Source organism: Streptomyces sp. NBC_00094 (assembly GCF_026343125.1).
Classification (GTDB): domain Bacteria; phylum Actinomycetota; class Actinomycetes; order Streptomycetales; family Streptomycetaceae; genus Streptomyces.
On sequence record NZ_JAPEMB010000001.1, the window covers coordinates 4,472,290 to 4,492,114 of the forward strand.

Annotated in this window: 16 protein-coding genes; 7 read left to right on the forward strand and 9 right to left on the reverse strand. The window is 71.9% G+C overall.

Features of this window, described 5'->3' with window-relative positions; all coding sequences use genetic code 11:
• Window positions 1-435 precede the first annotated feature (435 nt).
• Window positions 436-1,596, forward strand: coding sequence for a transposase (locus OG580_RS19790; RefSeq protein ID WP_267044998.1), 1,161 nt, complete (start codon window positions 436-438; stop codon window positions 1,594-1,596).
• 74 nt (window positions 1,597-1,670) lie between these two features.
• On the opposite strand, the gene OG580_RS19795 is transcribed toward OG580_RS19790, so the two are convergent.
• Window positions 1,671-2,243 carry a flavin reductase family protein gene (locus tag OG580_RS19795; protein ID WP_267044999.1) on the reverse strand — a complete coding sequence of 191 codons (573 nt, stop codon included), beginning with the start codon at window positions 2,241-2,243 and terminating at the stop codon, window positions 1,671-1,673.
• 352 nt (window positions 2,244-2,595) lie between these two features.
• Between OG580_RS19795 and cdgB the strand changes: the two genes are divergently transcribed.
• Both cdgB and OG580_RS19805 read left to right on the forward strand, forming a co-directional pair.
• Entirely contained in the window at window positions 2,596-4,332 is a 1,737-nt protein-coding gene (gene cdgB, locus OG580_RS19800) for a diguanylate cyclase CdgB (RefSeq protein ID WP_267045000.1), read from the forward strand.
• A 107-nt stretch (window positions 4,333-4,439) separates the two neighbouring features.
• Window positions 4,440-5,405: a CBM35 domain-containing protein gene (locus tag OG580_RS19805; protein ID WP_267045001.1), complete on the forward strand. Its 966-nt coding sequence runs from the start codon at window positions 4,440-4,442 to the stop codon at window positions 5,403-5,405.
• A gap of 27 nt (window positions 5,406-5,432) precedes the next feature.
• Here OG580_RS19805 and OG580_RS19810 read toward each other — a convergent pair whose 3' ends face one another.
• The 3 genes from OG580_RS19810 to OG580_RS19820 all read right to left on the reverse strand — a co-directional run bounded on the left by OG580_RS19810 (window position 5,433) and on the right by OG580_RS19820 (window position 8,582).
• A complete protein-coding gene (locus tag OG580_RS19810) occupies window positions 5,433-6,353 on the reverse strand; it encodes a 1-phosphofructokinase family hexose kinase (RefSeq protein WP_267045002.1) in 921 nt (306 codons plus the stop codon).
• Window positions 6,354-6,477: 124 nt separating this feature from the next.
• Window positions 6,478-7,632: an N-acetylglucosamine-6-phosphate deacetylase gene (nagA, locus tag OG580_RS19815; protein ID WP_267045003.1), complete on the reverse strand. Its 1,155-nt coding sequence runs from the start codon at window positions 7,630-7,632 to the stop codon at window positions 6,478-6,480.
• The gene (locus OG580_RS19820; RefSeq protein ID WP_267045004.1) at window positions 7,632-8,582 is read right to left on the reverse strand and encodes an ROK family protein; all 951 of its coding nucleotides are present in this window, start codon (window positions 8,580-8,582) and stop codon (window positions 7,632-7,634) included. The genes nagA and OG580_RS19820 overlap by 1 nt, the downstream gene beginning before the upstream one ends.
• A 219-nt stretch (window positions 8,583-8,801) precedes the next feature.
• On the opposite strand from OG580_RS19820, the gene OG580_RS19825 reads away from it, so the two are divergent.
• The 3 genes from OG580_RS19825 to otsB all read left to right on the forward strand — a co-directional run bounded on the left by OG580_RS19825 (window position 8,802) and on the right by otsB (window position 11,297).
• Window positions 8,802-10,085: an extracellular solute-binding protein gene (locus tag OG580_RS19825; RefSeq protein ID WP_267045005.1), complete on the forward strand. Its 1,284-nt coding sequence runs from the start codon at window positions 8,802-8,804 to the stop codon at window positions 10,083-10,085.
• A 16-nt stretch (window positions 10,086-10,101) separates the two neighbouring features.
• On the forward strand, window positions 10,102-10,356 hold the full coding sequence (locus OG580_RS19830) for a DUF3263 domain-containing protein (RefSeq protein WP_267045006.1): 255 nt from the start codon (window positions 10,102-10,104) through the stop codon (window positions 10,354-10,356).
• A 95-nt stretch (window positions 10,357-10,451) separates the two neighbouring features.
• Window positions 10,452-11,297 carry a trehalose-phosphatase gene (gene otsB, locus OG580_RS19835; RefSeq protein ID WP_267045007.1) on the forward strand — a complete coding sequence of 282 codons (846 nt, stop codon included), beginning with the start codon at window positions 10,452-10,454 and terminating at the stop codon, window positions 11,295-11,297.
• Between the two features lie 98 nt (window positions 11,298-11,395).
• Here the strand turns inward: otsB and OG580_RS19840 are convergent, their stop codons facing one another.
• Both OG580_RS19840 and OG580_RS19845 read right to left on the reverse strand, forming a co-directional pair.
• The gene (locus OG580_RS19840; RefSeq protein WP_267045008.1) at window positions 11,396-13,684 is read right to left on the reverse strand and encodes an immune inhibitor A domain-containing protein; all 2,289 of its coding nucleotides are present in this window, start codon (window positions 13,682-13,684) and stop codon (window positions 11,396-11,398) included.
• Window positions 13,685-13,894: 210 nt separating this feature from the next.
• Window positions 13,895-14,776, reverse strand: coding sequence for an NAD(P)-dependent oxidoreductase (locus tag OG580_RS19845; protein WP_267045009.1), 882 nt, complete (start codon window positions 14,774-14,776; stop codon window positions 13,895-13,897).
• Between the two features lie 97 nt (window positions 14,777-14,873).
• Between OG580_RS19845 and OG580_RS19850 the strand changes: the two genes are divergently transcribed.
• The gene (locus OG580_RS19850; RefSeq protein ID WP_267045010.1) at window positions 14,874-15,239 is read left to right on the forward strand and encodes a helix-turn-helix domain-containing protein; all 366 of its coding nucleotides are present in this window, start codon (window positions 14,874-14,876) and stop codon (window positions 15,237-15,239) included.
• Window positions 15,240-15,284: 45 nt separating this feature from the next.
• Here the strand turns inward: OG580_RS19850 and OG580_RS19855 are convergent, their stop codons facing one another.
• The 3 genes from OG580_RS19855 to OG580_RS19865 all read right to left on the reverse strand — a co-directional run bounded on the left by OG580_RS19855 (window position 15,285) and on the right by OG580_RS19865 (window position 19,716).
• Complete coding sequence (locus OG580_RS19855) at window positions 15,285-16,721, reverse strand: trehalose-6-phosphate synthase (RefSeq protein WP_267045011.1); 1,437 nt, start codon at window positions 16,719-16,721, stop codon at window positions 15,285-15,287.
• Between the two features lie 116 nt (window positions 16,722-16,837).
• The gene (locus tag OG580_RS19860; protein ID WP_267045012.1) at window positions 16,838-18,709 is read right to left on the reverse strand and encodes a hypothetical protein; all 1,872 of its coding nucleotides are present in this window, start codon (window positions 18,707-18,709) and stop codon (window positions 16,838-16,840) included.
• 38 nt (window positions 18,710-18,747) lie between these two features.
• On the reverse strand, window positions 18,748-19,716 hold the full coding sequence (locus OG580_RS19865) for a glucosyl-3-phosphoglycerate synthase (protein ID WP_267045013.1): 969 nt from the start codon (window positions 19,714-19,716) through the stop codon (window positions 18,748-18,750).
• Window positions 19,717-19,825: the final 109 nt, after the last annotated feature.

Here is a 19,825-nt window from a genome sequence, read left to right on the forward strand (position 1 = left end):
GCGTCGGGGACCGGGAGAACCACCCCCTCCTTCACTGGATGGTCCGCGACATCGTGAGTCAGGGTGAAGGGGTGCTGACGGCCGTCGTTCACGAGTGGCGCGGTGGCCGACTCCTGCGTATCGCTTACCTTCAGCCCGCCGTCGGCGTCGCCTGGACCACGGCAGCCGACAACATCCGGCCCGCTCTGTGGCGCAGCGCATCGCCTTCCGGGACCCCTGCGAAGGAGGGGCGGAAGCGCCATGAGGTGCCGTGGCCCCAGTCACCGCCGGCCGTGGCTGGTTGCCTTCTGGGGTCTTCCCCTGCCCCGGTTCAGCGGGATCCAGCGTGGAACCCTGGGCCTTCAGGTCCGGGAGGAAGTGATTCTCTGGGCTGCTCTGACCGGGGCATGTGTACGGATCTGAGGTGTTGTCAGTGGTGCGGGCTAGGTTGATGGCGTGAAGGTTGTCGTGCAGGTGAAGTTGATGCCTGATGCCGTGCGGGCGTCGGCTATCGGTGCGACTCTGCGCGCGGTCAACGAGCGGGCGAACTGGGTGTCGGGGGTGGCGTTCGAGCGCGGTGTGCCGCGTGAGTACGAACTGCGCAAGCACACCTACGCCGAGCTGAAAGCGGCCGGTCTCGGGGCGCAGGCGGCACAGCACGCGATCAAGAAGGTCTGTGACGCCTACGCGACGTTGAAGGCGAACATCCGGGCGGGGAACCTGGGGAAGCCGGGCTCGAAGCGGCGGGTGAAGGCGGAGTCGAAGCCGATCGTGTTCCGGCCGGAGGCGGCGCACCCGTTTGACGACCGGTGTCTGTCCTGGCAGTACGACACACGGACGGTCAGCATCTGGAGCACCGCCGGGCGGTTGAAGAACGTCCGGTTCGCCTGCTCTGCCGGCGCGCTCAGGATGCTCCGCGAGTCTCGCAAGGGCGAGTCGGATCTGATCGAGCGTGATGGCGTGTTCTATCTGATCGCGGTGTGCGAGGTCCCCGAGGCGCCGCTCAACGAGAATCCATCCGGGTTCATCGGTGTGGATCTCGGGATCGTCAACATTGCCACGACGTCCACCGGCTACCGGGCCGCCGGGCGCGGTCTCAACCGGCACCGGAAGCGGCAGCTCGAACTGCGCCGCAAGTTGCAGGCCAAGGGCACCCGGTCCGCCAAACGCCGACTGAAGCACCGCGCTCGCAAGGAGGCGCGGCACGCCGCGAACGTCAACCACATCATCTCGAAGAAGATCGTCACCACCGCTGAACGCACCGGACGCGGAATCGCACTCGAAGACCTGAGTGGGATCCGCGACCGGGTACGGCTCCGCAAGGACCAGCGGGCACCACTGCACTCGTGGAGCTTCCACCAGCTCGGCCGGTTTATCGCCTACAAGGCGCTGCGGGCCGGAGTACCGCTGGTGTACGTCGATCCGGCGCACACCAGCCAACAGTGCTCCCAGTGCGGCCACATCGACCGGAGGAACCGGGTCGATCAAGCGACGTTCGCGTGCAGGGCCTGCGGGTTCTATGCCAACGCGGACGACAACGCGTCCCACAACATTGACCGCAAAGGTCAAGACGTGTGGACCGCGGGGCGTGAGTCACGCGTCCCAGCCACCCCATAGGGGTGTCCGGATGGAGGAGACAAACCCAGCAACCAGTTGGGCTCTACCTCCGCGCCCGGTCGTTCACGACCGGGTCAAGTTGACCTCAGGTGCCGGTACTTCCCCTGGAAGTACGTCAGTGGCCCGCTGCCGTCCGTCGAGGGCAGGCCCGCCGTCAGGACCCGGCCCACGACCAGGGTGTGGTCCCCGGCCACGACACGGCTCTCCGTGCGGCACTCCAGGACCGAGAGCGCGCCGTCGAGCAGCGGAGCGCCGCTCTCCTCGCCGCGCGTGTACGGGAGGTCGGCGAAGAGGAGCCGGTCGCTGACGCGGTTCTTCATCGCGAAGCGCCCGGCGACCTGCCGCTGCCCCTCTGCGAGGACCGAGACGGCCCAGACGGGGACCTCGGCGAGCAGGTCGTCCATGCGGGAGCCGTTGCGGAGGCTGACCAGGACCAGGGGCGGGTCGAGGGAGACCGACATGAAGGCGGTGGCCGTCATGCCGATGTCCTCGCCGCGCGGGCCCTCGTCGGGGTCGTGCGCCGTCACCAGGACCACGCCTGCGGCGAGGCGGGACATCGCCGCCCGGAACTCGTCGTTGCTCACCCCCTCAGCATGGGGGACGGCCAGGTCGGACACGGGGGGCGGGGCGGGGGTCTTCTGCAGCACACTCGCACGGTAGTCCGGGCCGTCCGGCGGCCGCATCGGGCCCCGGGACCAGTTCGCCACCCCCGGGGGTCCTAGGACCCCCGGGTCGTCGGCCGTACCGGTCGACACGTGTCGACCAGTACGGGACCAGCGCGGGACCGGTACACGACCGGTACGGACCGGTAGGCCCAGACCACCCCGGGGGGTTGTGCGCGACCCGCCATGACCTGTTGTGACTTGAGTCACAGAGGCCAGTATTTGCTGACCCTGTGTACCGGGTACGCAGCGCGCTGTGATTCAGTGGCAGGGACAGTGCAGCACGAAGCCGATGAGAACCCTGGAGTTGCTGTCGAGGTCTCGGGGAGAGCGAGCGATGGAGACCGAGTCGGAGCCGTACGTCCGTCTCTCGACCCTGCGGCAGCTGCATCAGGTCGTGGCGGACCTCAACACAGCCCGCAGCCTGGCGGACACCCTGCAGACCGTCGCCGACGGTGTGGTCGCCGGTCTCAACTACGAGCTGGCCTGCGTCAACCTCGTCCGCCCCGACGGTGACCTCGTCGTCGCCGCCTTCGCCGGAAGCTCCGCCGCCGAGGCCCTGATCACCGGCCGGGTCGGCTCCCGCGCCTCCTGGGACCGCCGCCTCTCCATGGGCTCCTCCTGGGGCGACCTCCGCTTCATCCCGCACACCGAGGGCTGGGTGCTCATGGAGGACGACGTCCCCCAGTGGCACACCGACGGCCCCGCGCCCCGCTTCGAGGACGAGTGGCACCCCCACGACCGCCTCTACGCCCCCATGTACGCCTCCGGCTCCGGCCGGGAGCTGCTCGGCGTCATATCCGTCGACCGCCCGCGCAACGGCCGGCACCCCGGCCCCTGGGGCCAGGAAGCGCTCCAGATGTACGCCTCGCAGTCGGCGATCGCCATCAGCAACGCACGCCTCCGCTCCAACATGCAGCGCGCCCTGGTCCGGCTCGAACGGGAACAGCAGGCCCTCCGCGCCAGCGAGGAGTCCTTCCGGCAGGCCTTCGAGTACGCCCCCTCCGGCATGGCCATCGCCGAGATGGGCGGCGACCAGCACGGCCGGCTGCTCCGCACCAACGACGCCCTGTGCCGGCTCCTCGGCCGGCCCGCCTCCGTCATGCGCCGCTACTCCTTCGCCGACCTCGTCCACCCCGAGGACATAGGCACCCTGCTCCGGACCTCCGCCGAGGGCGGCCGCGCCGAGCTGCGCCTCGGGCGGCGCGACGGCACCTACGTCTGGGTGTCCCTGCGCAACTCGGTCGTCGCCGACACCGCCGACGGCCCCCGCTTCCTCCTCACCCACGTCGAGGACATCGAGGAGCGCAAGCGTCACGAGCTCCAGCTCGCCCACCGCGCCTCGCACGACGCCCTCACCGGGCTCCCCAACAGCGCCGAACTGCGCTCCCGGCTCTCCGCCCGGCTCTGCGAGCGCCCCGCGCAGGCCGCCGGATACGGCGGCTACGAGGGCGGCGGCCACGACGGCGGCTACGACTCGGCACGGGACGGCGGCTACGGCCCCGACCCCGGTTCCGGCGCGGGCCCCGGCCCCGGACCCGCTCACGACTCCGGCTACGAGTCCTCGCCGTACGAGCACGAGCACGGCTTCGGCTTCGACCCCGTGAACGGCGCCGGCCCGTACGACCACCACGTGCACATCGTCGCCCCCTCCGCAGCCGAGGCCGACGACGGTACGAAGGGGCTGGCCGTCCTCTTCTGCGACCTCGACGGCTTCAAGTCGATCAACGACCGCTTCGGCCACCACACCGGTGACGCCGTCCTCATCGAGGTCGCCCGCCGGCTCACCACCGGCGTCCGGGACGGGGACACCGTCGCCCGGCTCGGCGGTGACGAGTTCGTCGTCCTGGCCGACGGCCTCGGCGCGGCCGACGCCGCCGACCTGGCCGTACGCCTCCGCAACGCGATCATTCCGCCCATCCGGGTGGACGGCCGGGCGGTCCGTGTCGGGGCGAGTTTCGGCATCGGCTGGGCCGAATGCGGGATGTCGGTGGAAGAGGTCCTGAACTCCGCCGACCAGCGGATGTACGTCGAGAAGCGCTCCCGCGCCAAGGTCCACCGCCGGGCCGGCTGAGAACACCGCGAGCCGTCCGTCTGTCAAGGCCAGCGCCGGGCGCTGGCCCGTTCGGGGTAGGCTCGGCCCGTCGGCGACGGCTGGCGAGCATGGAGAGGATGACCCGGATGGCTGCCGGTAACGACGGCGCGAACAAGCCCGAGGACGACGATCCGTTCGGCTACCTGTACGCGGATGGTCAGGCAGCGGGCGCCCAGGCACCGCAGGGCGGCAACTACGGCTACCCCGGCCCCGCGTCCGCGCAGCCGGGCGTGCCCCGGACCTCGTACAACCAGGTCAGGACGGTCGGCGAGCGCCAGTACGGCGGTCAGCCCCCGCAGGCCTACGTACCGCCGCAGCAGCAGGCGCCGTACGGCCAGCCGCACGCGCAGTACGCCGCACCCGAGACCTACGGCGGCCCGCCGACCCGCCAGTCCCCGCCGCCCCAGCGCGGCGGCTCCGGCCGCGGCCCCAACACCAGGGGCCTGCTGATCGGCGCGGTCGCGGTCGTCGCGGTCGTCGTCGTCGGCATCGCCGCCGCCGTGATCAACAACGCGGGCGACAAGGACGACCAGGGCAACCAGGCGGGCGGCGGTACGCCGTCGACCGCGCCCTCCCAGGCCTCGGAGGAGCCCAGCACCGCGCCGAGCACGGAGCCGACCCCGGTCGAGCTGCCGAAGCAGGATGCGGCGACGCTGAAGCTGGGCGGCGCGGCCGTGACGGAGAAGACCGTGCCGGGCGCCGAGGGCGTGGGCGGCACGTACGTCTCGGGCTTCAACCAGGTCGGTGCCTCGGTGACCTGGAAGGCGACCATGCCGACGGAGGGTGGGTACCGGCTGACGGTCCGCTACGCCATTCCCGCGGTCGATGCCAACGCCACCCTGACGGTCAACGGCAAGGCGAACTCCTCGCCGCTCGGGCTGAAGAACTTCATCCACTCCGCGGACCCGAACCTGGAGAAGAACTGGCAGACCACCTGGGCGCCGGTCACCCTCAAGAAGGGCGAGAACGAGATCAAGATCTCGTGCGAGACCGGCAACCAGTGCAACGTTCTGCTCGACTGGCTGGAAGTCACGCCGGGCGGACCGAACTGACCCCTCGGGGGTGACCCCGCGAGGGTGTCAGAGGGTCTCCTCCGTCACCTTCACGCGGGGCAGCAGTTCCGCGTAGGCCGCCGCGTCGAACTCCCCGGCCACCGGGGAGAGGACCGTCGCCGCCGAGAGGGCGACCGCGCGGGTGAGGAGTTCGGGCCAGGGGGCGCCGTCCACCAGGCCCGAGAGCAGGCCGGCGACGGCCGAGTCGCCCGCGCCCGTGGGGTTTCCCTTGACGGCGGCGGGCGGGGCCGCGCGCCACAGGCCGTCGGGCGTGGCGGCGAGCAGGCCCTCGGGTCCGAGTGAGGAGACCACCGCGTGGGCGCCCCGGCGGCGTGCGTCGCGGGTGGCCCGGTGGGGTTCGCGGGAGCCGGTGAGCTGGGCGAGCTCGTCGGCGTTCGGTTTGACCAGGTCGGGGCGGGCGGCGATGCCCCGGCGCAGGGGTTCGCCGCTGGTGTCGAGGAGTACGGGGACGGCGGCGGCGCGGGCGAGCCGGACGAGTTCCGCGTACGCCCCCACGTGGATGCCCGGCGGCAGGCTGCCGCAGAGGGCGACCGCCCGGGCCCCGTCGAGGAGCCGGGTGAAGCGCTCACGGAAGGTGCTCCACTCGTCGGCGGTGACGGTGGGGCCGGGTTCGTTGAGCTGGGTCGTGTCACCGGTCGTGGTGTCGACGACCGCGACCGTGCGGCGGGTCGGGCCGGCGGTCTCCACGAGCTCGTCCCGGACCGGGGTCGGGGCGAGGTGTGTCCGCAGCATGGCGCCGGTGGCGCCGCCCGCGAAGCCGGTGGCGACGGTCTCGTGACCGAGCGCGGCGAGCACCCGGGCGACGTTGAGGCCCTTGCCGCCGGGGCGCTCGATGACCTGCGTGACCCGGTGCGAGGCGTGCGGGGTGAGGGCGGGGACCCGGTAGGTCAGATCCAGTGCCGTGTTGAGGGTGACCGTGAGGATCACCTGTCCACCCCCCGTACTCGGTGTGAAGTCCTGTGGAACGCGCGTTCCGACGGGCACCGATCATGCCAAAGGAAAGGCGGTTGGCCCAGACCCGCGACCGACCGCCCCTCCGTGTGACACCTGATCAGGCAGTCGTGCCTGCCGTCGGGTCGACGATCCAGGCGCCCTTGCGCATGACGCCCTTGAGGGTGAACTCGGCGTCGAGGACCACGATGTCGGCGTCCTTGCCGGGCTCCAGGGAGCCGACGCGGTCGTACACGCCGAGCAGCCGGGCCGGGTTGGCGGAGATGGCCTGGACGACCGCCTCGACGGGGAGGCCGTCGAGGGTGGCGGCGCGCTTGAAGGCGCGGTCCAGGGTGAGGGTCGAGCCGGCGATGGAGCCGCCCTCGACGAGGCGGGCGACGCCGTCCTTGACCTCGACGGCGAGCGAGCCGAGGGAGTAGTGGCCGTCGCCGAAGCCGGCGGCGTCCATGGCGTCGGTGATGAAGGCGACGCGCTCGGGGCCCGCGTGGTGGAAGGCGAGCTCCAGGGCGGCGGGGTGCAGGTGGGTGCCGTCGTTGATGAGCTCGACGGTGATCCGCTCGTCCTCCAGGAGGGCGGCGATCGGGCCCGGCGTGCGGTGGCCGAGGGCGGGCATCGCGTTGTAGAGGTGCGTGGCGACGGTGGCGCCCGCGTCGATGGCGGCGACGGTCTGCTCGTACGTCGCGTCGGTGTGGCCGATCGCGGCGATCACGCCGTGCTCGGCGAGGAGGCGGACGGAGTCGATGCCGCCGGGCAGCTCGGTGGCGAGCGTGACCATCTTGGCCCGGCCGCGGCCGGCGTCGATGAGCTTGCGGACCTCGGCCGGGTCGGGGTCGCGGAGCAGCGTCTCGTCGTGGGCGCCCTTGCGGCAGGGGGAGATGAACGGGCCCTCGAAGTGGAGGCCGGCGATCTCGCCCTGCTCGGCGAGCTCGGAGAGCAGCCCGGCCCGCTGGACGAGGAAGTCCATGTCGCCGGTGACGAAGGAGGCGACGACGGTGGTCGTGCCGTGCAGGCGGTGGGTGTGGACGCCCTTGAGGACCTCGTCGACGGTGCCGGAGGTGAAGGACGCGCCGCCGCCGCCGTGGTTGTGCATGTCGACGAAGCCGGGGACGAGCCAGTGCCCGGTCAGGTCGATGGCCGGGGCGCCTTCCGGGGCGCTGCCGGTGATGCGGTCGCCTTCGACGATCACGCGTCCGTTCTCGACGATTCCGGTGGGCAGCACGACGTGTGCGCCGGCGAGAACCTTGTGATCGGCCATCAGGCGGAAACCTCCGAGTCGGTGGGGCGCTGGTCGGCGAGCAGGTCCCAGGCGAGGAGGCCCGCGCCCAGGCATCCGGCGGTGTCCCCGAGGGCCGCCGGGACGATGGCGGGCAGCTTCTGGAACGTGACTCGCTCCTCCACCGCGGCCCGAAGTGGTGTGAACAAGGTTTCCCCTGCCTCCGCGAGACCGCCACCGATGATCAGTGTGCGGGGGTCCAGCAGGGTGAGCGCGGTGACGAGGCCGTCGGCGAGTGCGTCGACGGCGTCCCGCCAGACCCGGATGGCGGTGGCGTCGCCGGATTCGACGGCCTTGGCGCAGTCGGCGGCGTCCGCCTCGGGGTCGCCGCTGGCGGCGGCCCAGGCCTGCGAGACGGCGGAGGCGGAGGCGTACCGCTCCAGACAGCCGCGCTGGCCGCAGCCGCAGTCGGTGCCACCGGGGCGGACGACGATGTGGCCGATCTCTCCGGCGTAGCCGTGGGCTCCGGCCTCGATGCGGTCGCCGATGCCGATGGCGCCGGCGATGCCGGTGCCGAGGGGCACGAAGAGGAAGCGGTCGGCGCCGTTGCCCGCGCCGATACGGCCTTCGGCGAGGCCGCCGGTGCGTACGTCGTGGCCGAGGGCGACGGGGATGCCGTCGAGGCGGCGGCTGAGGAGTTCGCGCATGGGAACGTCGCGCCAGCCGAGGTTGGCGGCGTAGACGGCGATGCCGTTCTCGGCGTCGACGATGCCGGGTACGGCGACGCCGGCGGCCGCCGCGGGCTCGCCGTACCGCTCCTGGCCGAGGGCGCGGAGTTCTTCGGCGAAGCCGAGGATGGTCTCCACCACCGCCTCGGGGCCGCGCCCGCGCCCGGTGGCGCGGCGGGCCTCGTGGAGCAGGGTGCCGTCCGCCCCGACGAGGGCGGCTTTCATGCCGGTGCCGCCCACATCCAGGGCGATGACGTGTCTCACGGAGGACAGTTTGGCGCGCCGGGACCCAAAAGGTCTAGTCCACTGCCGAGGATTGTTGCGCACGGATACAAATTCGGGACCCGCCATGGGTCCATGGTCCCCGTCACGTTGCGATAGTGATACCCAAGTGGTGTAGACCTCATGCCCGGCTACGGGGGAGACTTGCGGCCCTGCGCCGGGCGAACACGCGGCCCGACGCAGCTCAACGACGAGCAAAAGGTGGATGAAGCCGTGGAGCGGCGACGATTCCTTGGACTGACCGCGGCCGCCGCCGCCCTCGGACTGACCGCGACGGTCGCCGGGTGCGGCGTCCTGGAGGGCGACTCCGGTGACGTGACCCTCAGACTGGTCGCCGCCGACTACGACCTGACCGGTGGCGACACCACCAAGAAGTACTGGACCGACCTCGTCGCCGCCTTCGAGGCGACCCACCCCGGTGTGAAGATCGACCTCCGGGTCGAGTCCTGGGACGACGTCGACCGCAAGGTCGCCGAGATGGTCAAGGCCGACCAGGCCCCCGACATCGCGCAGATCGGCGCCTACGCCGACTACGCGGCCGCCGGCGAGCTCTACGCCGCCGACGAGATCCTCTCCATCCCCGTCCAGGCCAACTTCCTCGCGCCGCTCGTCGCCGCCGGAGAGACCGAGCGCACCCAGTACGGCCTGCCCTTCGTGGCCTCCACCCGGCCCCTCTTCTACAACAAGGACCTCTTCGAGGCGGCCGGGGCCGAGGCCCCCACCACCTGGGCCGAGCTGGCCGCCGCCGCCGAGAAGCTCAAGGACAGCGGCGTCCGCACCCCCTTCGCGCTGCCGCTCGGCCCCGAGGAGGCCCAGGCCGAGGCCCTGATGTGGCTGCTCAGCGGCGAGGGCGGCTGGACCGACGCCAGCGACCACTACGCCGTCGACTCCGACGCGAACATCCGCACCTTCGACTGGCTGAAGAACAACCTCGTCGGCAAGGGCCTCACCGGGCCCGTCGCCCCCGGCAAGCTCAACCGCAAGGCCGCCTTCGCCGCCTTCGCGAGCGGCGAGGTCGGCATGCTCAACGGCCACCCCTCACTGGTCAAGGAGGCCCAGAAGAAGGGCGTCAAGGTCGGCCAGGTGCCGCTTCCCGGCATCAACGGCAAGCCCAAGAGCTCCATGGGCGTCGCCGACTGGATCATGGGCTTCAAGCAGAACGGTCACCGCAAGGAGATCGGCGACTTCCTCAACTTCGTCTTCAGCGACGAGAACGTCCTGAAGTTCGCCGGGGACAACGACCTGCTGCCGGTCACCGTCAGCGCCTCCACCCGCATGGAGACCGACCCCGAGTACGCCAACCTGCGCGAGTTCCTCAAGGGCCTGCCCGACGCCCAGCTCCCGCCGGTCGGCAAGACCTCGTGGGCCACGGTCAGCGAGAACGTCAAGCAGAACATCGGCAAGGCCGTCACCCCCGCCGGCCGGCCCGCCGAGGTCCTCGGCTCGATCGGCCGGGCGGCGACGGCGGCGGAGGCCGCCGAGTAGGTAATAGGTTGGTCGCATGACCGAAGAGCAGGGCGGGACGGACGGCGGTGGGCTCGGCGAGCGCGAGCGGGCCCTCCTCGCCGTCGAGCGCCGCTCCTGGCCCGGCCCCGGCGCCAAGGAGCGGGCCGTCCGCGAGGGCCTCGGCCTCTCCCCGACCCGCTACTACCAGCTGCTCAACGCCCTCCTCGACGACCCGCGCGCCGCGGAACACGACCCGGTGACGGTCAACCGGCTGCGCCGGGTGAGGGCGGAGAAGCAGCAGAGGCGGTAGCAGCGGGGGCGGGGCGGTGGTGGTGGCGGTCAAGACCGGGGATGGTGACCCCGGCCACGCTGACGCCGACGCCCCGCGTCGGTAGGGTCGTGAACATGGTCAGCAGCTTCCCGCACCCGACCACATCCGCCGGCCGCGACGGTCTGGCCGCGCTCCTCGCGCGGCCCGCGAAGGCCGTCGTCGCCCTCGACTTCGACGGGACTCTCGCCGAGATCGTCCCCGACCCCGAACAGGCCCGCGCCCATCCCGGTGCCGTGGCCGCCCTCGCCGCCCTCGCCCCCGAGGTCGCCTCCGTCGTCGTGGTGACCGGGCGCCCCGCCGGGGTCGCCGTCCGCTACGGCGGCTTCGCCGGAGTCCCCGGCCTCGAACACCTCGTCGTCCTCGGCCACTACGGCGCCGAACGCTGGGACGCCGTCACCGGCACGGTCCGCGCGTCCGCCCCGCACCCGGGCGTGGCCTCCGTCCGCGCCGAGCTCCCCGGTTTCCTCGACCGCGAGGGCGCCTGGCCGGGCGTCTGGATCGAGGAGAAGGGCAGGGCGGTCGCCGTCCACACCCGCCGCGCGCTCGACCCGGAGGCCGCCTTCGAGGCCCTCAAGGGCCCGCTCGGTGACCTCGCGACCCATCACGGCCTGGTCCTGGAGCCGGGCCGTCTGGTCCTGGAGCTGCGGCCCCCGGGCATGGACAAGGGCAAGGCGCTCGCCGAGTACGTACGGGAGACGGGCGCCGGGTCCGTGCTCTACGCGGGTGACGACCTGGGCGACCTGCCCGCCTTCGCCGCCGTCGAGAAGCTCCGCTCGGACGGCACCCCGGGCGTCCTGGTGTGCAGCGGCTCCCGCGAGGTCCCGGAGCTCGCCGACCGCGCGGACCTGTCGGTGGCGGGCCCGCCGGGGGTGGTGGGGTTCCTGACCACGCTCGCGGAGGCGGTACGGGCGCGGGGCTGAGCCCCGGAGTGAGGACGAGCCCCGGAGCGGAGAAACGGCGAGGGCGGTACGGGGGGGCCGAAGCCCGCCCGTACCGCCCCCTCAGGCCGTACCGGTGATCAGTGCGCGGCCGGGTTGGTCACGCTGATCGTCAGGTCGTCACCGGCGTCGCCCGTGACGGTGACCCGTACGCCGTGTCCCGCGACCTTGACGCTGGCCTGCGGGGCCGTCGTGTCGTAGTACGCGTTCGGGTCGGTGTCGTCGAAGACCGGGATGCCCGGGACGGAGGGGGCGCAGGCCGCCTGCGTCTCGACGGTCTTGCTGCCGCCCTTGCCCACCAGGGCCTCCTTGTGGAGGCAGGTCGCGTCCGTGGCCTCCAGGCCGAAGGTCGCGTCGAACGGCTGGCGCCGGTTGGAGGGCGCGGTGCCGTCGGGGTAGGTGAACGGCGCCGGGCGGGCGTCGACGGCCATGGCCTGGCCGCCACCGGGGTGGTTGCTGACGTTGTTGTCGTCGAAGGAACGGTCGACGTACCAGACGAGCAGGCCGTTCTGGTAGCGGAACCACTCCACCCAGTCCGGCGCCGTGACGCCCTTGTTGAACTGGTACGGGCCCTCGGCGAGGAGCGCGTCGGCGCCGACGTACTCGCGGTTCTCCAGGAGGTAGTACCGCGGCGAGGTGGCGGTCTCGGTGCCGGTGGAGATCTTCCAGCGGCCCGTGGCCGTCCAGCCGCCGACACCCTGCTCGACGTCGTCGGTCACGAGGGTCGTACCGCCGGAGGTCAGCGTGATGTCGTCGAGGAACGCGCCGGCGAAGTGGATGCCGCCGTCCGTCTGGTAGCGGAACCGGAAGAGGGACGGCTTGCCGCCCGCGTCGTACGTGTACCGCAGGGTCGCCCACTTGCCGGCCGACGAGCCGTCGACGGCTTCGCCCGCGCGGGCCCAGGTGGCCCCGTTGTCGAGGGAGTACTCGGCGAAGAGGTAGTCGTAGTCCGCCTCGATCTCGTACCAGGCGCTCGCCTTGACCGTGACGCGCGGGGCGGCCGGCACGGAGCGGCTGACGGACTGGTTGAGGCCGTCGGCGGAGCCGGTCCACCAGGCGTGGGTCCCCGAGGTGGGGGTGGCGTAGGTGGTGCTGGTCGTCTTGTCCGGGAGCGGGATCCTGACGGCCTGGTCCTTGCCGGTGACCTGGAGCTGCGCCGGGTTGAGCGTGTACGTGCCGGAGGCGCCGAGGGGGGCGTCGGTGTAGTCCAGCCAGCCGAGGAAGAGCTTCTCCTCGGCGCCCATGAGGCCCGGGTGGGTGCCGATGCCCGCGTTGGCGGCGGCGCCGTGGCTCAGCCACGAGCCGGAGCTCATCAGGGTCCAGAAGGCGGTGGAGTTCTCGCCGCCGTCGGTGTCGTAGTAGTCCGGCAGGCCGAGGTCGTGGCCGAACTCGTGGCAGAAGACGCCGAGTCCGCCGTTCTCGCCCTCGGTGGTGTAGTCGCCGAGCCAGTACTTGGACTGGCCGATGCGGGCGCCGCCGCCCTTGTTCTGGGTGCCGGAGACGTCCGGGCCGGTCAGGCCGTAGTCGTCGCCGTTGACGAACCAGCGGTGGGACCAGATGGCGTCCTCGCCCTGCGCGCCGCCGCCCGCGTCCTCGCCCATGCCGGCGTGGACCGCCTGGAAGTGGTCGATGTAGCCGTCGGCCTCGTCGAAGTCGCCGTCGTGGTCCCAGTCGTTGCGGTCCCAGACGTCGAACTGCGCGAGGTGCGCGTCGATCTCGGCGGGCGTCTTGCCGGCCGCGATCTGGGCGTTCCACCAGGCGTCGCCGGTGTCCTGGATGAAGGCCCACGAGCCGCCGGTGTCCTCGACGGCGTTGTCGCCGTAGAAGGAGGCGTTGTGGGGGACCTTGACCCAGTCCTCGACGACGTTGCTGACCGAGTAGCGGCCGCCCGAGAGCTTCTCGTAGTACGTCTTCATGGACTCGCCGGAGCCGTTGAAGAGGTTCTCGTAGTACGCCTTGTTGAAGTCGGCGGTCCAGGCGTTGGAGTTGTCGACGCTCCGGTCCGGCCGGGCTATCTCGTTGTGCAGGGGGCCGGGGACGGTGCCGAGCTTGCCGGAGCCGTCCGTGCCGAACTCGGAGAGGATCGTGAAGATCTTCTCCTGGCGCTGCTCGGTCGTGGTCTCGGTCTCGACGAACTTGCCGTCGGCGACCTCGACCACGCCGTCGGCGTTCGCCCGTGCCTTCCCCTTGGCGATCTTGTCGATCGCCTGTTCGCGCAGCTCGGTGCGCTGCTTCGTGAGCGGTCCGGGACGGTTGTCCGACCGGTGCGTGGTTCCCGCGCCGGCCGGTGCCGCGTCCTGGGTCTCCTGCGCGGCGGCGGGGGTGAGCCCCGCGGCGAGGAGAGCGGTGAGCGCCGACCCGAGGGTCATGCTCACGACAATCTTTTTCACGTGTCGCGATCCCTTCGCTCACATGCGGGTGTGCCGCATGGTTCGCGTGGTCCGTTTGAGGGTGACGGATCGCCTGGGGGAACGATCGGGGCGAGTGTGACACGAAAGGACCCGTGGGGAGGAGGGGTTGGGGCGGGTAAAATTTCACTGTCTTCGGGGCGTTACGCGGAGACAACGCGGCGCGGACCGTCAGCGCAGCAGCAGGTCCACCACGCCCGTCAGGTCCTCCTCGCCGCCCGCCTCGGCCAGGCGCCGGGCCATCAGGTCGAAGTACGGGCGGAGCAGCTCCGGGCTGACGCCCTGCTGTTCGGCCGTGCTCAGGAACGTGGGCGTGCCGGCCACCTGCATGGCGAGGTTGGAGACGACGCCCTGCGTGTAGTCGCCGCTCCGCAGCTGGTCGGCGGTGAGGTGGACGCCCTGCGCCATCGCGGTGAGCCAGCCCGCGAGCAGCGGGGCGAACCCGACCGGGTCGATGCCCTCCTTCGAGATCAGGGCGAAGGCGTGGTGCACCCCGGCGAACATCCCGTACATGGCGCTGAGCAGGGCCACGTCGTGCAGGGCCGCGTGGCCGGTGTCCTCGCCGACGTACGTGGTGCCCGCGGGCACGGCGAGGGTCTCCCGGTGCTGCTCGAACACCGCCTCCGCGCCGCTGTAGAAGACGTACCCCCCGGCCTCCGGGACGCCGATCATCGGCGGTACGGCCATGATGCCGCCGTCCAGGTAGCGGGCGCCGCGCTCGCGGGCCCACGCGGCGCGGGCGCGGGCCTCGGCCGGGGTCGTGGTGGTGAGGTTGACGAGGTCCTTCCCCGCCAGGTCGACATCGGCGAGGGCCTCGCCGACCGAGGCGTCGTCCAGGAGGCAGACGACGACCAGGCCGCTCGCGGCGACCGCCTCGGCGACGCCGCCGACGGCCTTCGCGCCCTCGCCGGCGAGTCCGGCCGCGCGGCCCGGGGTGCGGTTCCAGACGGTGAGGGGGTGACCGGCGGCGAGCCAGGCACGGGCCAGGGCGGTACCCATCGCACCGAGGCCGAGCAGGGTGACGGGGTTCTTCTCTGCGGAGTTCTGTGTCATGCCCACAGGCTGCTTCAGCCCTCTGACCTGCTCAAGTACCCACTTCGAAGTGGGTGGTTACCCTGAGGTGAGCGAACAGGTCAGAAGGGTGTGGGGGATGGCGACGCTGAACCGGCCCGGAGCCGAGGACGGGCACGTCTGCGGGATCGACACCTCGATGGAGGTGATCGGCGGCAAGTGGAAGGTGCTCATCCTGTGGGCACTCCACGAACACCCGCACCGCCGCTTCGGCGAACTCCGCCGCCTCCTCCCGGGCATCACGGAGAAGGTCCTCGCCTCCCACCTGCGGGAGATGGAGGCGGACGGGATCGTGGACCGCGTCGCGTACGACGAGGTCCCGCCCCGCGTCGAATACGGGCTGACGAAGGACGGCATCCGGCTCAACGACGCCCTCGAACCGCTCGCGGCCTGGGGGCGCGAGCGGCGGGAGCGGGCGGAGGGGGCGGAGGGGGCGGAGTCCTAGGGGGTGCCAGGCCCCGCGAGCCCGGCCTGATCGGCAAGACGCCCCCTAGGGGGTGTCCAGCGCCTCCAGCTGGTCCAGGAACCAGCGCTGGGGCGGGAGGGCCGTCGCCGTCGCCGCGAGGCGCTTGGAGCGGTCGGTGCGTTCGGGTGCCGGCATCGACAGGGCGGTGTGGAGGGCCTCGGCCGTCTCCGACACGTCGAAGGGGTTCACCGTGAGCGCGTCCTCGCGCAGCTCCTCGTACGCCCCCGCCTCTCGTGACAGGACCAGCGCGCAGCCGGCCTCCGAGACCACCGGTATCTCCTTCGCGACCAGGTTCATGCCGTCGCGCACCGGGTTCACCAGGGCCACGTCCGCGAGCCGGTAGGCGGCCAGGGAGCGGGTGAAGTCGTCCCGTACCGAGACCAGGACCGGCTGCCAGTCGGCCGTGCCGAACTCGGAGTTGATCTCCTCCGCGAGCGCCCCCACGGCGGCCGTGTACGAGCGGTACGACTCCAGGTCCTGCCGCGAGGGGTACGCCGAGGCCAGGTGGACCACCCGGTCGCGCCACTCGGGGTGGGTGGTGAGCAGTTCGCGGTAGGCGAGGAGGCCGCGGAGGATGTTCTTGGAGAGTTCGGTGCGGTCGACCCGGACGATGGTCTTCCGGTCGCCGACCTCCGCCCTCAGCAGGGCCAGCCGCTCGTCCACCTCGGGGCGGTGCGCGAGCGCCCGCAGCTCCTCGCCGTCCACCCCGAGCGGGTACGCCCGGACCCGGGTGCGGCGCTCGGCGCCACCCCGCCGGTGCTCGACCCCGCGCCACGGGTCCCCGCTCGGCCACAGGCCCCGCGCCGACCCGTCCGGGCCGTCCAGGGACGCGCCGCTGACGAACGCCGACGCCCATCCCCAGGTGTGGAAACCCAGCTCGTCCGCGCCGAGCATCCCCCACAGCAGCTCCTCGCGGATGTCGTCCGGGAGCATCCCCAGGTACGCGGGGGAGCCCCACGGGGTGTGCGTGAAGTGCGCGATCCGCAGGTCGGGCCGGAGCTCCCGGAGCTGTCCCGGGACGAGCGCCAGGTGGTAGTCCTGGACGAGGACCGCGGCGCCTTCGGCGGCCTCGGCGGCGAGCGCCTCCGTGAAGGCGCGGTTGTAGCTCCGGTACGACTCCCAGCGGCGCCGGAACTCCGCGTCGAAGACCGGCTCGCGCGGGATGTCGTACAGGTGGTGGTGGAGGAACCACAGCACCGAGTTCGCGATGCCGTTGTACGCGTCGGCGTAGACGTCCGGGGCGATGTCCAGCATCCGCACGCCCGGCTCGCCGACCCCGCGCCGTACGGCCTCGCGGTCGCCCTCGCCGAGCGCCGCGCACACCCACAGGCTGTCCTGGGAGGTGACGGCGCTCAGGCCCGAGACCAGGCCGCCTCCGCCCCTGCGGGCGTCGAGCGAACCGTCCTCGCCGCGCACGTACGAGACGGGTCCCCGGTTGGATGCCACGAGCACAGTAGCCATGTGGCGAACCTAGCCCGTCCCGTAAACGCTCAAACGTACGTATACGAGACGGGCCGATCCGGCCACGGTGTGTGGTCGGATCGGCCCGCCGAAAGGGACGACGAGATCGGTCGGCGTCAGTGGTCGCGTCGGCCGCGCATCGCCGCCTTCGCCACCAGGCCCGTCGCCGCGAGGGCCACGCCGAGCGCGCCGAGCAGCCACAGCCGCTCACCGCTGCTGCCCGTCTCGGCCATCGAGCCGCCGTTCTGTCCGTGGGGCCCCGGGGCCGGGGCGACCGGGGAGGACGTGCCCACCGGGACGGAGGCAGAGGCCGACGGGGAGGCGGGGTCCGTGGGATCCACGGGCGCGGAGGACGTCGGCGCCGGAGAGCTCGACGGGTCGGTCGGATCGGTCGGGTCCGTCGGGTCGGGCGAGCCCGGCGGGTCGGTCGGGTCCACCGGTGTCGGTGTCGGCTTCGGGCTCTCGATCACCGGGGTCACCGCGCAGGACGGGTCCTCGCTGCCGTCGCCGCAGTTGGAACGCGGGGTCTCCACCTCGACGCTGTTGCGGAGCTTGCCGTCCCCGGTCGGCGGGTCCTTGATCTTCACCGAGTACGTGACCGTCGCCGTCTTCCCGGCGGGGATGTCCCCCACGTACCCGATCCTCGGCTTCACGTACGACACCGCGCCGAGGTCCGTCCGCACGTCACCGTTGTAGTCGGCGTCGTCGAGGTTCCCGGTCAGATCGTCGCTGAACTTGGCGTTCGGGTAGTCGAGCGTGCTGATGTTCTTCGCGGTGATCGTGTACGTGAGGGTGTCGCCCGGCTTCACCGTGCGCGGGCTCGCCGTCTTGGTGATCTCCAGGTCGGGCACCGGCACGGAGAAGGCGAGCCCGGACGGCACGTACGTGTCGCCGTTCGTGGAGAACGTCAGATCGGTCGCGGTCGCGCCCTGCGGGATGGCGCCGTCCGGGATGTCGAAGGCCTTGGCGTCGATGCTCAGGTTGTTGACGAGCTTCGGGGCGACGGCGCCGTCGTCCTCGCTGATGAAGAAGTTGTTCGTGTTCCCCGTGTGGGCCTCGGTGACGACCTTGCCGTCGACGAGGAACTTGTCGCCCGGGGTGTTCCAGTCGCCCTCGTACGCGGTCACGCTCGCCCGTGCCGTGCCGCCGCTCCGGTAGAAGCCGTCGACCGTGATCGTGGTGGCGGGGGAGGTCGAGCGCTGGAGGACGTGGCCGCCGTACACGTACACGTTCCGCCGCTCGGGGGCGCGGACCGGGTCGGGGCCGGGGAACTTGTGGACGACGGTCAGGGACCAGCCCGCCACGCAGCCCTTGCCGTTCGGCGCCCAGATGTCGCCCACCGCGACCTGCGCGTCCGTCCCCGAGACGCCCGCGAAGGCGGCGGTCACGTCCGACTCGCCCGTGTAGTAGTGCGGGCCGTTGGCGTCGGACGGGTCGGCGACCATGCTGTCGATCGAGACCGGGGTCGCGGCCCCCGTCCCGACCTTGATCACCGGCGCGGTCGTCGCCGGGTCGCCGGGGGAGGGGGCGACGTCGGCGCCGGAGATGTCGCAGCGCTTGAGCTGCGCCCCGCTCGGCCCCTTGTACGTGCCGTCGTTGCCGCCCCAGAACAGCCGGGCGTACGCGACCTCGGCGCCCGCCGGGATCCTGACGTGGCCGGTGCTGGAGCCGAAGTCGGGCGCCGCGCCGGCCGCCGCCAGGCCGGCGGCGTCGAGCCGCCGCATGACGAAGGTGTTGTTGTTGTCGGAGCCCTGCCCGCTCGCCGCGGTCGCGCAGCGCGTGGCCATGTCCGCGGGGTCGGTGGGGCACCCCATGACCGTGTTGCCCAGCGTCGTGAAGTCGCCGTAGAGCGACTCGTCGTACCGCTTGCCGAAGGGCTCGATGACGTCCGCCGAGGCCGGACCGGCCGCCGTGAACGGGAGCGAGGCCACCGCGAGGCCGACGAGCACCGCCGTCACACCGCCCAGGTGAAGTTGTCTGAAGCGCATAAAAGGGCAATGTAGGCAAAACGGATCATCGGTGGGCGTTACGCCACGCGGCGGCGCGCGTACTCCGTGATATCGGCCATCGGCGGCCGCTCCTCGGTGTCCACCGCGTAGGTCCGGGGGACGAACCCCTCCTCGCCCCGCTCGAACTGGGTCAGCCGCGGCCGTACGAGGTGCCCGCGCGAGAGCCGGAGCTGCGCCGTCCGGTAGATCGCCGCCGCCATCCGGCCCAACGCCCGCTCGTCCTGGTGCCGGTGCTTGCGCACGCCCACGTCCACCTGGGCGAGCGCGTCCAGGCCCACCGTGTGCAGCGCGTCGACGAGCAGCCCCAACTCCACTCCGTAACCGACGGGGAAGGGCAGCCGTTCGAGGAGGGAGCGCCGCGCCGCGTACTCGCCGCCCAGCGGCTGGACGAAGCCGGCCAGCTGCGGCCAGTGCAGATTGAGCAGCGGCCGCGCCACCAGCTCCGTCACCCGACCGCCCTGACCTGGGGTCTTGCCGGAGGCGAGCTCGTCGAGTCCGGTGTCGAAGGGACGGTCGTACGTCGCCTTGACGAAGTCGATGTCGGGATCGGTGAGCAGCGGGCCCACGATCCCCGTCACGAAGTCCGCCGAGAAGTCCCGGAGGTCCGCGTCGACGAAGCACACGACGTCCCCGCTCGTCACCATCAGCGACCGCCACAGGACCTCGCCCTTGCCGGGGACGGCCGGTATGCGCGGGAGTATCGCGTCCCGCGCGACCACCCGCGCCCCGGCGGCCGCGGCGACCTCCGCCGTACGGTCGGTGGAGCCCGAGTCGACGACCACCAGTTCGTCGACGAGCGGCACCGCCTCCGACATCAGTTCGCGGCGGATGACAGTGACGATGTCCCCGACCGTCGCCTCCTCGTTCAGCGCCGGCAGCACGACGCTGACCTTCGTGTTTCGCTTGGCGGCGAGGATCCGCTCCATCGGCCGGTCAGCCACGGACCAGGACCGCCGGTCCAGCCAGCGCTCCACCTCTTCCAGCACGTGATCTCCATCTCGCGGTACGGACGGCCCGTCCAAGCGCCCAGGCCTTCGGTTACAGTCTTGAACAACGCGGATGCCCGATGCACGTCGGGGTGCCGCCCGCGTCGGA

Bases quoted from the DNA above. Each gene is read 5' to 3' on its own strand.
- cdgB (WP_267045000.1), top strand. From the start codon at position 2,596: ATGGAGACCGAGTCGGAGCCGTACGTCCGTCTCTCGACCCTGCGGCAG.
- OG580_RS19805 (WP_267045001.1), top strand. From the start codon at position 4,440: ATGGCTGCCGGTAACGACGGCGCGAACAAGCCCGAGGACGACGATCCG.
- nagA (WP_267045003.1), bottom strand. From the start codon at position 7,632: ATGGCCGATCACAAGGTTCTCGCCGGCGCACACGTCGTGCTGCCCACC.
- OG580_RS19830 (WP_267045006.1), top strand. From the start codon at position 10,102: ATGACCGAAGAGCAGGGCGGGACGGACGGCGGTGGGCTCGGCGAGCGC.
- otsB (WP_267045007.1), top strand. From the start codon at position 10,452: ATGGTCAGCAGCTTCCCGCACCCGACCACATCCGCCGGCCGCGACGGT.
- OG580_RS19840 (WP_267045008.1), bottom strand. From the start codon at position 13,684: ATGACCCTCGGGTCGGCGCTCACCGCTCTCCTCGCCGCGGGGCTCACC.
- OG580_RS19845 (WP_267045009.1), bottom strand. From the start codon at position 14,776: ATGACACAGAACTCCGCAGAGAAGAACCCCGTCACCCTGCTCGGCCTC.
- OG580_RS19850 (WP_267045010.1), top strand. From the start codon at position 14,874: ATGGCGACGCTGAACCGGCCCGGAGCCGAGGACGGGCACGTCTGCGGG.
- OG580_RS19855 (WP_267045011.1), bottom strand. From the start codon at position 16,721: ATGGCTACTGTGCTCGTGGCATCCAACCGGGGACCCGTCTCGTACGTG.
- OG580_RS19860 (WP_267045012.1), bottom strand. From the start codon at position 18,709: ATGCGCTTCAGACAACTTCACCTGGGCGGTGTGACGGCGGTGCTCGTC.